Below are 12,355 nucleotides of genomic sequence, written 5' to 3' on the forward strand. Positions count from 1 at the left end.
TTATGCATTACCAACCTAAACACGACTTGCTCAATAATCGCACTATTTTAGTCACAGGTGCAGGTGATGGCATTGGCCGCGAAGCGGCTTTGACCTATGCTCGTTTTGGTGCGCGCTTGATTCTCGTCGGCAGAACCCTACACAAGCTTGTTGCGGTGCAGCAACAAATTGCCAAGACCAGTGGCCAAGCGGCTATCGTTTGGGAACTGGATTTGCTACATGCAACTGCGCAAGATTGCCAGCAACTCGCAGATGCACTCAGTCATCAGATTTCACATCTGGATGGTGTATTGCATAATGCCGGTTTATTGGGTGAGATTGTGCCGATGGCGGAACAAGATATCACCGTCTGGCAGGACGTTATGCAAGTGAATGTCAATGCGACTTTTATGCTAACTCAAGCATTATTGCCATTATTGTTGAAGTCACCAAGTGCCTCTTTGGTATTCACCAGCTCCAGTGTTGGCCGTCAGGGGCGGTCAGGATGGGGTGCTTATGCGGTGTCAAAATTTGCCACCGAAGGCATGATGCAGGTACTTGCTGAAGAATATAAGCAGAGTAATCTTAGGGTTAATTGTATCAACCCCGGGGGCACGCGGACTCAGATGCGCGCAAGTGCCTTCCCAGATGAAGATACCAACAAGTTAAAAACACCGGCCGATATTATGCCACTTTATCTCTATCTGATGGGCGACGATAGCCGCAGAAAGACCGGTATCAGCTTCGATGCACAACCCGGCCGTAAACCCGGCCCCGCAGAATAAAGGAATGTTTCATGTCTGAAGAACGCCACCAGCAGCGCCAACAAAAAATAAAAGAAAAGGTTGAATCACGGGTTGCAGCAGCACAAGAAACTCGCGGTATCTTGATTGTCTTTACCGGCAATGGTAAAGGCAAAACTACCGCTGCATTTGGTACCGTAACCCGTGCTGTTGGCCACGGCCTAAAAGCGGGAGTGATACAGTTCATTAAAGGTGAATGGCCGAACGGCGAGAAAAATCTGTTGCAACAACATGGTGTTGAGTTTCAGGTCATGGCAACCGGCTTCACCTGGAATACACAAAATAGAGAAACAGATACTGCTGCCTGTCAGGGGGTTTGGCAACATGCACGGCGTATGTTAGCTGATCCGTCCTTAGATTTAGTGGTGCTAGATGAACTGACTTACATGGTCGCTTATGACTATTTATCACTGGATGAGGTTGTTGACGCGCTAAAACAGCGTCCAGTCCATCAAACTGTGATAATTACTGGCCGTGGTTGCCATCGGGATCTCTTGGAGATGGCGGATACCGTCAGTGAATTACGCCCGGTTAAGCATGCATTTGATGCTGGCATTAAGGCACAGCAAGGTATCGACTGGTAATTTTTAGCTATTTTTTTGACCAATAAGATGCCGCAGAGACAAAGCCTGCGGCATTAGCGTCTTCTGTATAAAGGTATATCTGAAGAAGAGAAAATGGGATTGGGAATTCTTAGAGTGAATAGTGGGAAGAAAATGATTTCTTCCCATAACTAACTGACTTATCCGCGCTTATTCGACCCACGACGCCCGGTAGCGGCTGCCGGAGCTGCGTTACCTACGTTTTGGCGGGTAGAACCTTTACGGGCTGAGCCCTGACGACCAGCAACTTGTCGGCCAGCAACTTCAGTATGGCGCTTAACCGCACGACGAATTTGATTAGCCTTGACACGACGCCGATCTTTCTCAACGGGCAATTTACTGACAGTTTCGGAATCCAACTCCACGAGCTCACGCAAGTAGTTGGTCGCTTTCAGATCTAATTCAGTCCAACCGCCACGAGGCAAACCTTTTGGCAGATTGATATCACCATATCGAACACGAATCAGACGGCTAACCTGCACACCAACAGCTTCCCACAAGCGGCGAACTTCGCGGTTCCGCCCTTCGGTCAACGTGACGTTATACCACTGGTTAATCCCTTCCCCGCCTTGGAAACTAATGGTGCGGAATGCCGCTGGGCCATCTTCTAATTGGACACCGCGACTCAGTTGTTTGATTTTTTCGTCGTCGATTTGACCAAACACACGCACTGCATATTCGCGTTCAACTTCACGGCTAGGATGCATCAGGCGGTTAGCCAATTCACCGTCAGTGGTGAATAACAATAAACCTGAGGTATTAACGTCCAGACGGCCTACAGCAACCCAACGCGAACCGCGCAATTTTGGCAGACGATCAAATACCGTTGGGCGGCCTTCAGGATCATTACGGGTGCAGAGCTCGCCTTCCGGCTTGTAATACGCCAGAACACGGCACACGGCTTCTTCAGATTCTTTAATCGAAAGAAGATGGCCATCCAGACGAATTTTAGTCGCCTGGGTCACTTCAACACGATCACCCAGCTTTGATATTTTACCATCAACGCTGACGCGGCCCTGTTGAATGATGGTTTCGATTTCCCGACGAGAGCCATGACCCGCTCGTGCCAAGATTTTCTGTAATTTTTCACCCACAACTTTATCGCCCTGTGGTTTAGGGCTTTGTGGCTTTGAGTTTGGTAACTGTTGGTCTTCTAACTTCTCGCTCATTGAGCAACCTCTAATGTCGCCTTCACAGGCGTCGCGTTATATATTGTAATCAATAAGTTAAGCTCACAATCAAGCGGAACTCACTGATTGTAATACATTTTAGAACCCAGCATGGCGCGCAGGAAGTGACACAGACGCCTCAACATGCTGGTTCGTGACCGGACATATTACACTATTTTCACAGTCAGGGATTCAAAAAGACTCGGACATCACTAACAATGACTATCGCCGATCCATTTAGCGGAACGGTGTTGCATCCCCTGCGCCTTCACGGATAACTTCAGGGGAAGAGTCCGTGAGGTCAATAACCGTAGTCGGCTGTTGACCCAGTGAGCCGCCGTGAATAATTAAATCCACTTGTTTGCCCAAGTGCTCTTTGATCTCTTCTGGGTCCGACTCAGCAAAATCATTACCTGGCAGCATCAGTGTAGTCGACATCAGCGGCTCGCCTAATACATCCAACAACGCCAGCGCAATAGGATTATACGGCACACGCAAACCAATCGTTTTACGTTTGTCATTCATCAAACGCCGCGGCACTTCTTTTGTCGCTTTCAATATAAAGGTGTAGTTGCCGGGGGTGTTGTTCTTGATAAGCCGAAACGCCGGATTATCAACATAGGCGTAAGTTGATAGTTCTGATAAATCACGGCAGACCAAGGTGAAGTTATGATTACCATCCAACTGGCGAATACGACAAATACGTTCCATTGCCGTTTTATCTTCTAAGCGGCAACCAAGGGCATAACCCGAATCTGTCGGATATACAATCACCCCTCCCTTGCGTAAAACATCCACACTTTGGTTGATTAACCGTGGCTGAGGGTTTTCTGGGTGAATATAGAAAAATTGACTCATGACTCTACCTAATCATTAAATGTATGAATTAGCTGGACTGACTCTCTATCGGCCAATCACGCCATACCGGTTCCACCCCAGCGGGCAGCCACAATTTGCGGCCCAACTCAATCCAGGAGCAGGGTTGATGGAAATCAGACCCCTGGGATGCAAGTAAATTATAGTCTCGCGCATACTGAGCAAGTTGTGCGCGTTCATGGGGGGCCTGCTGGCACTGGGCAACTTCCATGGCATCACCACCATGCTCAGCGAAATGAGCTAGTAACCGCTTTAGCCATTTCGCCGTTAAATCATAGCGCCCAGGGTGCGCCAGTACTGCTTGCCCACCTGATTGCTTAATAGCATCAATAGCTTGTTCTATTGTACACCATTGCGCGGGAACATAACCGGTCTTGCCTTTAGCCAAATACTTTTTGAAAACCTGACCAACATTACTGGCTAGCCCTAACTCCACCAGATAACGAGCAAAATGGCCTCGCGTCACCTGGCCGCCTTCTGCTAACCGATTAGCCCCTTCCCAGGCATCAGGAATACGCGCTTTCGCCAACCGGGCACTGATTTCTTGCGCCCGAATATAGCGATGCTCTGACTGTTGGCTTAATAACTGGCAGATGCTGGGATGTTGGATATCCATGCCTAATCCGACAATATGGATTTCATGGTTTTCCCATAATGTGGAAATCTCCACACCGGGAATAAGTCGGATTGGCAGTTGCTGCTGCTCAAGAGTCGCGGCGGCTTCAGCTAACCCTGCAGTGGTGTCGTGATCGGTAATCGCCAACACCCCTACGCGCATTTGCGCCGCCCTTATTACCAACGCCGCAGGGCTCAGCGAGCCGTCCGACGCGGTGGTATGACTATGTAGGTCATAGAGAGTAAAGGCCGTTGATGTTACAACATCAGTTAAATCAGCCGAGTTAGGTGATGTGGTGTTATCAGGCAACACGGGTTTATTAGACAAAACTGATTTATTCGACAAAATAAAAGTCCGGAAAAAGCGTGGCTAACTATCATACTCGCTAATGTGACATTAACGTTAATCAATCTTGTTTAGCCCGTGGTTCATTCAGATAAATGTCACGGCCAAAGGCGTTAGTTAAAAACAATCATTCAGGGGTTGACATTCATCTCACGAACCAGTTAACTAGTACACAAGTTCACGAGATACCAAGATGCTGCTCAGGAACGTCGGGCAACAGCGTTTGTGAAGTAACACAATGAAAGCAATCATAGAGAGTGACTGATAATGAAAATTTCCCTAATTTCCTTACTGCGTTGGTGGCACATCTCCCTCTCTCGGGCGGTGTAATCACGCATATCAGTCATCAGACAATGCAGATTGCTTAAGCCCGCTCATAGCGGGCTTTTTTATGGACAGATTTCGGCATATACCTTTTCAGGAAACACAAACGATGCAAACCTCGCGCCCCACTTTACAGTTACTGACCACCGCGGCGTGTTACCGTGATGACCCAACCGCGCTATTCCATCAGCTATGCGGCGCGCGGCCAGCAACATTACTGCTTGAATCAGCGGAAGTGACCAGCAAGCAGAACTTGAAAAGTCTGCTCATTATCGACAGTGCGCTGCGTATCACCGCTCTGGGGCAGAAGGTGACAATTGAAGCATTGACACGCAATGGTGCAGCTTTATTACCGCTGCTGGACGCCGCAATGCCCGTGCAAGTTGAAATACAAGTCCGCCCTAATGGCCGCGAGCTGACATTTCCCGTGATTAATGATGTACAGGATGAAGACTCCCGCTTACAGGCGTTATCCGTTTTCGATGCTTTGCGTCTGTTGCTGAAACTGGTCGATACTCCGCAGGCTGAGCGAGAAGCCCTATTTTTGGGGGGGTTGTTTGCCTACGATTTGGTCGCCGGTTTTGAAAACTTGCCGCAATTGCGTCAAGACCAACGTTGCCCAGACTTCTGCTTCTATTTAGCTGAAACCTTGTTGGTGTTAGATCATCAACATCGCTCAACAACATTACAAGCCAGCCTGTTCACTCCGGATAATAGCGAGCACCAGCGCTTGACGGCTCGCTTAGAGCAGCTAGCCCATCAATTACAACAAGCACCGCAGGCCATTCCCGCCAAATCAGTGCCGGAGATGGCGTTACAGTGTAACCAATCAGATGAAGAATACGGTGCCGTTGTCAGCGAATTACAGCAGGCCATCCGCGAAGGTGAAATTTTCCAGGTCGTCCCCTCTCGCCGTTTCTCGCTGCCTTGCCCGTCACCACTGGCGGCGTATCAAACACTGAAAGACAGCAATCCAAGCCCATATATGTTCTTCATGCAGGATAACGAATTCGCTCTGTTCGGTGCCTCACCTGAAAGCGCACTGAAATATGATGCGACTAATCGCCAAATTGAAATTTACCCGATTGCCGGGACTCGCCCACGAGGCCGCCGTGCTAATGGAGAATTGGATCGCGATTTGGACAGTCGTATTGAACTGGAAATGCGTACCGACCATAAAGAATTGGCAGAACACTTGATGCTAGTGGATTTAGCCCGTAATGACCTGGCGCGCATCTGTGAGCCGGGTAGCCGTTATGTGGCTGATTTAACCAAAGTCGACCGCTATTCCTTTGTTATGCATCTGGTTTCTCGCGTAGTGGGCACCCTACGCCACGATTTGGATGTGCTGCATGCCTATCAGGCCTGCATGAACATGGGGACATTAAGCGGTGCGCCAAAAGTTCGGGCGATGCAATTAATCGCCGCCAATGAAGGGGCGCGTCGTGGCAGTTACGGCGGTGCTGTCGGCTATTTTACCGCTCATGGTGATTTAGATACCTGCATAGTTATTCGCTCGGCTTATGTCGAGGACGGTATCGCCACAGTGCAAGCCGGTGCGGGTGTAGTGCTGGATTCAATCCCACAGGCGGAAGCCGATGAAACCCGCAATAAAGCCCGCGCGGTGTTACGCGCCATCGCCACTGCACACCACGCCAGTGAGGTGTTCTAATGGAAAATAATCTAATGGCCGACATCTTGCTGCTCGATAATATCGATTCCTTTACCTATAACCTGGTTGATCAACTGCGCTCCAGCGGTCATCGCGTAGTGATATACCGCAACCAAATTGCGGCTGACACCATTATTGAGCGTTTGCAACAACTTGAACAACCGGTGTTGATGCTATCACCCGGCCCCGGCACCCCGGCACAAGCGGGCTGTATGCCTGAATTGTTACAGCGTTTACGCGGCCAGCTACCGATTATCGGAATTTGCCTCGGCCATCAAGCGATTGTCGAAGCCTATGGCGGTCATGTTGGTCAGGCTGGCGAAATATTACATGGTAAGGCTTCTGCCATTGAACACGATGGACAAGGCATGTTTGCAGGAATGCCTAATCCTTTACCGGTTGCCCGCTACCACTCATTAGTCGGCAGTAATATTCCAACGGAACTCACTGTTAACGCCCGTTTTGGCGAGATGGTCATGGCGGTTCGTCATGATACCCATCGCGTTTGTGGCTACCAATTCCACCCAGAATCGATTTTAACCACCCAGGGTGCTCGCTTGCTGGAGCAAACCTTAGACTGGGCGTTAATGCCCTTCGTACATGAAGCAGCAGGGGTGTTAGCTACGTTCACTCACCCGAATCACTTACCGGAGTAAGCTCATCGGGATTAATGAGCCTCATCCTTGAGGCTCATCCTTCGGGCTAGCATAAATGCTGTTCAAATCGGTTCCCGACCGATTTGTTACTCACTTGCTGCCTACCTGCACTCCATGTTCTTTGGGTATGACGTAATCAAGGGTTTAAAGATGCAAACATTATCGAAAGAATTGTTATTAGAAAAACTGTTTCGGGCCGAGTCGATGACTCAGGCAGAAAGCCAACGACTATTTGCCGCGATTGTCCGGGGTGAACTGGAAGCCAGCCAATTGGCTGCGGCATTAATCAGCATGAAGGTGCGCGGCGAAACCCCCGCCGAGATTGCCGGCGCAGCACAAGCCTTATTAGCTGATGCTCAACCGTTCCCGCGCCCCGATTACTTGTTTGCCGATATTGTCGGCACTGGAGGCGACGGTACCAACAGCATTAACATCTCCACGGCCAGTGCGTTTGTTGCCGCCAGTTGTGGCGTGAAAGTGGCCAAACACGGTAACCGCAGTGTGTCCAGCCGTTCCGGTTCGTCAGACTTGTTGGCCGCCTTTGGCATTCGCCTGGACATGAGCGCCGAGCAGTCACGTCTGGCACTGGATGAGTTAGGCGTTTGTTTTTTGTTTGCGCCGCAGTATCACACCGGTTTCCGCCATGCGATGCCTGTTCGCCAACAACTCAAAACCCGTACTTTATTTAATGTGTTAGGGCCATTGATTAACCCTGCCCACCCACCATTGGCGCTGATTGGGGTTTATAGCCCTGAATTGGTGTTGCCAATTGCTGAAACGCTTAAAGTGCTGGGTTATCAGCGCGCGGCAGTGGTGCATGGCGGCGGAATGGACGAAGTGGCGATCCATGCGCCAACTCAGATCGCAGAGCTGAATAACGGCAGTATTGAAAGCTACGAATTAGCGCCGGAAGATTTTGGCTTAAACCGCTTTGAGCTTGGCTCGCTACAGGGCGGCGCACCTGAAGAAAATCGTGACATTTTAGCACGGTTGTTACAAGGTAAGGGTGAGGCAGCGCATGCCTCAGCAGTCGCGGCTAATGTCGCATTATTGCTGAAATTGCATGGGCAGGAAAACCTGCGCCATAACGCACAACAAGCATTGGAAATGATTCACAGCGGTCAGCCTTTTGAACGAGTTACCGCTCTGGCAGCAAGAGGATAAATCATGCAGGAAACCGTACTTCACCAAATAGTGCGCGATAAGGAAATCTGGGTTGCCGCGCGGAAATTACAACAGCCTCTGGCCAGTTTCCAAAATGACATTACCTTGAGTCAGCGCGACTTTTATCAGGCGCTACAGGGCAACAAAACGGTGTTTATTCTGGAGTGTAAGAAAGCATCCCCGTCCAAAGGTGTTATTCGCGATAATTTTAATCCAGCAGAGATTGCTGCTGTTTATAAGAACTATGCCTCGGCTATCTCGGTACTGACGGACGAAAAATACTTCCAGGGTAATTTTGATTTCTTACCTCAAGTGAGCGCTGCGGTAACTCAACCAGTACTGTGCAAAGATTTTATTATTGATGCTTACCAAATTCAGCTCGCCCGTCTTTATCAGGCTGACGCTATTTTGCTGATGCTATCTGTTCTTGATGATGAGACTTACCGCCAATTGGCCGCCGTGGCTCATAGCCTGAACATGGGGGTATTGACGGAGGCAAGCAACGCCGAGGAACTGGATCGCGCAATTGCATTAGAGGCAAAAGTCGTTGGTATCAATAACCGTGACTTACGTGATTTGTCTATCGACCTTAATCGCACCCGTGAACTGGCACCCCGCCTGCCTAAAGGCGTGACGGTCATCAGCGAATCAGGTATCAATAACTACCGACAGGTGCGCGAACTCAGCCACTTTGCCAACGGGTTCCTCATTGGCAGCGCATTGATGTCTGAGGCGGACCTAAATGCTGCGGTACGCCGCGTGCTATTGGGTGAAAATAAGGTCTGCGGTCTGACCCGGGCCCAAGATGCTGCTGCTGCTTACCAGGCCGGGGCAGTCTACGGTGGTTTGATTTTTGTCGGCAACTCGCCACGTTATGTGGATATTGCGCAGGCCCGCACCGTTATCAGTGGTGCACCGCTAAAATATGTAGGCGTCTTCCGTGATTCCAAAATCGAAACCATACAACAAACTGCTGAACAGTTGTCACTAAGCGCCGTGCAGTTACATGGGCATGAAGACCAAACCTATATCAACCAACTGCGCGAAGTATTGCCTGCCAGTTGCCAGATTTGGAAGGCATTGAGTGTCACTGACACGGTGCCAGCTCGCCACTTACAGCATATTGAACGCTATGTTTTGGATAATGGCAATGGCGGCACTGGCCAGAGTTTTGACTGGTCATTATTAGCCGGTCAGCCATTGGATAATGTCCTGCTGGCGGGTGGATTGGGGCCAGATAACTGCGGTGCGGCGGCCCAACTAGGTGCTGCGGGTCTGGATCTCAACTCCGGTGTCGAAAGCGCCCCCGGAGTGAAAGATCCGCAAAAGATCGCCGCCGTGTTCCAAACATTACGCACCTATTAAATCATAAACACATTTGGGTTAACCCTATACCCAATAGATTTCAAGAGGCAGAAAGGCGGCAAACAAGATAATCCCGATGATTCTATTTATTTTAAGGTCAGCAACCAGTAAGTGATTCGGGTTAGCGAGTACAGCCAACACACCTGCAGTTTGAAAGATGACGGGTAGATAAAGGACAGAAAAATGACCACATTGAATCCTTATTTTGGCGAGTTCGGGGGGATGTATGTCCCCCAGATCCTGATGCCAGCATTGAAGCAACTGGAAGAAGCATTTGTCAGTGCTCAGCTGGATCCTGAGTTTCAGGCCGAATTTCAAGATTTGTTAAAGAACTATGCCGGGCGTCCAACCGCCCTAACCTTGTGTCAAAACCTGACCGAGGGAACCAAAACCAAGTTATATCTGAAACGTGAAGATCTGTTGCACGGTGGCGCACATAAGACCAATCAGGTTTTAGGTCAGGCATTATTAGCCAAACGCATGGGTAAAACAGAAATCATTGCTGAAACGGGTGCTGGCCAGCATGGTGTAGCGTCAGCATTAGCCTGTGCCTTATTGGGCTTAAAATGTCGCATCTATATGGGTGCCAAAGACATTGAACGTCAGTCGCCAAACGTTTTCCGTATGCGCCTGATGGGGGCTGAAGTTATCCCGGTTCACAGCGGTTCATCAACGCTGAAAGATGCGTGTAATGAGGCCCTGCGTGACTGGTCTGGAAGCTACGAAACCGCCCACTATATGCTCGGAACCGCCGCTGGCCCGCACCCTTACCCCACTATTGTGCGTGAATTCCAACGTATGATTGGCGAAGAAACCAAAGCGCAACTGTTGGCCCGAGAAGGCCGTCTACCCGATGCGGTGCTGGCATGCATCGGTGGCGGTTCTAACGCCATCGGCATGTTTGCTGACTTTATCGATGAGCCAGGTGTTGGGCTGATTGGCGTGGAACCTGCAGGGCTGGGTATCGAAACCGGTCAACATGGTGCGCCACTGAAACACGGTAAAGTGGGTATCTACTTCGGTATGAAATCACCGATGATGCAAACCAGTGATGGTCAAATTGAAGAATCTTACTCAATTTCTGCCGGTTTAGACTTCCCATCTGTCGGGCCACAACATGCTTATTTAAATAGCATCGGGCGCGCTGATTATGTGTCAGTGACTGATGACGAAGCCCTGGATGCGTTTAAAGCGCTGTCATGCAAAGAAGGGATTATCCCGGCGTTGGAGTCTTCTCATGCATTGGCCCATGCCCTGAAAATGATTAAAGCAGAGCCGCAAAAAGAACAGATATTGGTGGTCAATTTGTCCGGGCGGGGTGATAAAGATATTTTCACCGTTCACGATATCCTGAAAGCGCGGGGAGAAATTTAATGGAGCGTTATCAACAAGTTTTCCAACAGTTGGCTGCCAAAAATGAAGGCGCATTTGTTCCTTTCGTGCAACTCGGCGACCCAACACCGGCTCTCTCCTTAGAAATTATCGACACCTTGATTGCAGCAGGTGCAGATGCATTGGAGTTGGGCATCCCCTTCTCTGATCCATTGGCTGATGGCCCGACAATTCAAAACGCCGCGCTACGTGCTTTCGCTTCCGGTGTGACTCCCGGTATCTGTTTTGAGATGCTGGCAGAAATCCGTAAAAAGCACCCTACCATTCCCATTGGGTTGCTGATGTATGCAAATCTGGTATTTCATAACGGGATTGATACCTTCTACAAGCGTTGCGCTGATGTCGGCGTTGACTCGGTGCTGATTGCTGATGTGCCATTTGAAGAGTCACTGTCTTTCCGCACTGCGGCCTTGCGCCACGGGATTGCGCCTATCTTTATTTGCCCGCCTAATGCAGATGATGATTTATTGCGAGAAATATCCTCTCATGGCCGCGGCTATACCTACCTGCTCTCCCGCGCAGGTGTGACGGGGGCTGAGAATCACGGACATCTGCCATTGAACCGTTTGATAGATAAACTACGTGAATACAATGCGGCTCCGGCGCTACAAGGTTTTGGTATCTCAGAACCTGAGCAGGTGAAAATCAGTCTGGCGGCTGGAGCAGCAGGTGCCATTTCAGGTTCGGCTATTGTAAAAATCATTGAAAACAATGTCTCACAGCCCGCAGAAATGCTCGCGCAATTGACCAAATTCGTGACCAATATGAAAGCAGCCACCCGCAGCTAGTTTTCCCAGAGCGCCTGATGACGCATCAGATTCAGGCGCTATCTTCCTTATATTAAATACCTTTTCACCGGTCTATCTGCTAAAAATTTGAATTAAAGTCATTAATAACCAATACTAATAATGTGTAACACACTAAGCATTTCTTTACATTTAGGATGCGGTGGGTGTCAACGCACCTGAGTGAAATATGCGTTAATAGTACTTTGGACTATTGGTTGATCCAATAAGTCCTATGGCATTGATAAACATGGAGAGTCATTTATGAAGATTTTCAAAACGATTTCAGCTTTATGCGTTGCAGTGATTATGGCGATGGCAATATCCGCCTGCGCCCCTACAGCAAAATCGGAAGGAACCGGGGGTTATCTGGATGACACTGTGGTCACCACTAAAGTGAAATCAGCGCTGTTAGGTGAGAAGAATCTAAAATCGACTGAAATCAGTGTTGAGACCTTCAAAGGGCGGGTTCAGTTGAGTGGTTTTGTTAGCTCACGTCAGGATGCCAACCGTGCTGTACAGATTACCCGTAGCGTCCCTGGGGTAAAATCTGTGAGTGATCAGATGCTAATTCGGTAATTTTATGCTCGGAGGCGCATTTCTGCGC

10 protein-coding genes, 2 pseudogenes and 1 other annotated feature are annotated in these 12,355 nt (G+C 49.4%); of the genes and pseudogenes, 9 read left to right on the forward strand and 3 right to left on the reverse strand.

The window, feature by feature from the left end; translation table 11 throughout:
- Nucleotides 1-2 precede the first annotated feature (2 nt).
- Complete coding sequence (locus ACF3VQ_RS11010) at nucleotides 3-764, forward strand: YciK family oxidoreductase (protein ID WP_392430746.1); 762 nt, start codon at nucleotides 3-5, stop codon at nucleotides 762-764.
- Nucleotides 765-775: 11 nt separating this feature from the next.
- The gene (cobO, locus tag ACF3VQ_RS11015; RefSeq protein WP_392430749.1) at nucleotides 776-1,366 is read left to right on the forward strand and encodes a cob(I)yrinic acid a,c-diamide adenosyltransferase; all 591 of its coding nucleotides are present in this window, start codon (nucleotides 776-778) and stop codon (nucleotides 1,364-1,366) included.
- Nucleotides 1,367-1,524: 158 nt separating this feature from the next.
- On the opposite strand, the gene rluB is transcribed toward cobO, so the two are convergent.
- From rluB to ACF3VQ_RS11030, 3 genes are all read right to left on the reverse strand, one after another.
- Nucleotides 1,525-2,553 (reverse strand): 23S rRNA pseudouridine(2605) synthase RluB, encoded by a 1,029-nt coding sequence (rluB, locus tag ACF3VQ_RS11020; protein ID WP_392430751.1) that lies wholly within the window; start codon nucleotides 2,551-2,553, stop codon nucleotides 1,525-1,527.
- Nucleotides 2,554-2,790: 237 nt separating this feature from the next.
- A complete protein-coding gene (locus ACF3VQ_RS11025) occupies nucleotides 2,791-3,411 on the reverse strand; it encodes an L-threonylcarbamoyladenylate synthase (RefSeq protein WP_392430754.1) in 621 nt (206 codons plus the stop codon).
- A gap of 28 nt (nucleotides 3,412-3,439) precedes the next feature.
- Nucleotides 3,440-4,390: a PHP domain-containing protein gene (locus ACF3VQ_RS11030; RefSeq protein WP_392430757.1), complete on the reverse strand. Its 951-nt coding sequence runs from the start codon at nucleotides 4,388-4,390 to the stop codon at nucleotides 3,440-3,442.
- A gap of 291 nt (nucleotides 4,391-4,681) precedes the next feature.
- Nucleotides 4,682-4,783, forward strand: a sequence feature (Trp leader region).
- Between the two features lie 40 nt (nucleotides 4,784-4,823).
- On the opposite strand from ACF3VQ_RS11030, the gene ACF3VQ_RS11035 reads away from it, so the two are divergent.
- The 7 genes and pseudogenes from ACF3VQ_RS11035 to ACF3VQ_RS11065 all read left to right on the forward strand — a co-directional run bounded on the left by ACF3VQ_RS11035 (nucleotide 4,824) and on the right by ACF3VQ_RS11065 (nucleotide 12,327).
- Nucleotides 4,824-6,386 (forward strand): anthranilate synthase component 1, encoded by a 1,563-nt coding sequence (locus ACF3VQ_RS11035; RefSeq protein ID WP_392430760.1) that lies wholly within the window; start codon nucleotides 4,824-4,826, stop codon nucleotides 6,384-6,386.
- A gap of 14 nt (nucleotides 6,387-6,400) precedes the next feature.
- Nucleotides 6,401-7,070, forward strand: a pseudogene (locus ACF3VQ_RS11040) (gamma-glutamyl-gamma-aminobutyrate hydrolase family protein); the annotation flags it as partial.
- A gap of 146 nt (nucleotides 7,071-7,216) precedes the next feature.
- Nucleotides 7,217-8,206 (forward strand): annotated as a pseudogene (gene trpD / locus ACF3VQ_RS11045) (anthranilate phosphoribosyltransferase); the annotation flags it as partial.
- 3 nt (nucleotides 8,207-8,209) lie between these two features.
- Nucleotides 8,210-9,571 (forward strand): bifunctional indole-3-glycerol-phosphate synthase TrpC/phosphoribosylanthranilate isomerase TrpF, encoded by a 1,362-nt coding sequence (trpCF, locus tag ACF3VQ_RS11050; protein WP_392430763.1) that lies wholly within the window; start codon nucleotides 8,210-8,212, stop codon nucleotides 9,569-9,571.
- Between the two features lie 183 nt (nucleotides 9,572-9,754).
- On the forward strand, nucleotides 9,755-10,945 hold the full coding sequence (trpB, locus tag ACF3VQ_RS11055; RefSeq protein ID WP_392430766.1) for a tryptophan synthase subunit beta: 1,191 nt from the start codon (nucleotides 9,755-9,757) through the stop codon (nucleotides 10,943-10,945).
- Complete coding sequence (gene trpA, locus ACF3VQ_RS11060) at nucleotides 10,945-11,751, forward strand: tryptophan synthase subunit alpha (protein ID WP_392430769.1); 807 nt, start codon at nucleotides 10,945-10,947, stop codon at nucleotides 11,749-11,751. The genes trpB and trpA overlap by 1 nt, the downstream gene beginning before the upstream one ends.
- A gap of 261 nt (nucleotides 11,752-12,012) precedes the next feature.
- On the forward strand, nucleotides 12,013-12,327 hold the full coding sequence (locus ACF3VQ_RS11065; RefSeq protein ID WP_005169331.1) for a BON domain-containing protein: 315 nt from the start codon (nucleotides 12,013-12,015) through the stop codon (nucleotides 12,325-12,327).
- Nucleotides 12,328-12,355: the final 28 nt, after the last annotated feature.

Source organism: Yersinia fenwicki, assembly GCF_043099325.1.
Lineage (GTDB): Bacteria > Pseudomonadota > Gammaproteobacteria > Enterobacterales > Enterobacteriaceae > Yersinia.

Excerpts from the sequence above, each read along its gene's own strand:
- ACF3VQ_RS11010 (WP_392430746.1), top strand. The coding sequence starts at position 3 with ATGCATTACCAACCTAAACACGACTTGCTCAATAATCGCACTATTTTA.
- cobO (WP_392430749.1), top strand. The coding sequence starts at position 776 with ATGTCTGAAGAACGCCACCAGCAGCGCCAACAAAAAATAAAAGAAAAG.
- rluB (WP_392430751.1), bottom strand. The coding sequence starts at position 2,553 with ATGAGCGAGAAGTTAGAAGACCAACAGTTACCAAACTCAAAGCCACAA.
- ACF3VQ_RS11025 (WP_392430754.1), bottom strand. The coding sequence starts at position 3,411 with ATGAGTCAATTTTTCTATATTCACCCAGAAAACCCTCAGCCACGGTTA.
- ACF3VQ_RS11035 (WP_392430760.1), top strand. The coding sequence starts at position 4,824 with ATGCAAACCTCGCGCCCCACTTTACAGTTACTGACCACCGCGGCGTGT.
- trpCF (WP_392430763.1), top strand. The coding sequence starts at position 8,210 with ATGCAGGAAACCGTACTTCACCAAATAGTGCGCGATAAGGAAATCTGG.
- trpB (WP_392430766.1), top strand. The coding sequence starts at position 9,755 with ATGACCACATTGAATCCTTATTTTGGCGAGTTCGGGGGGATGTATGTC.
- trpA (WP_392430769.1), top strand. The coding sequence starts at position 10,945 with ATGGAGCGTTATCAACAAGTTTTCCAACAGTTGGCTGCCAAAAATGAA.
- ACF3VQ_RS11065 (WP_005169331.1), top strand. The coding sequence starts at position 12,013 with ATGAAGATTTTCAAAACGATTTCAGCTTTATGCGTTGCAGTGATTATG.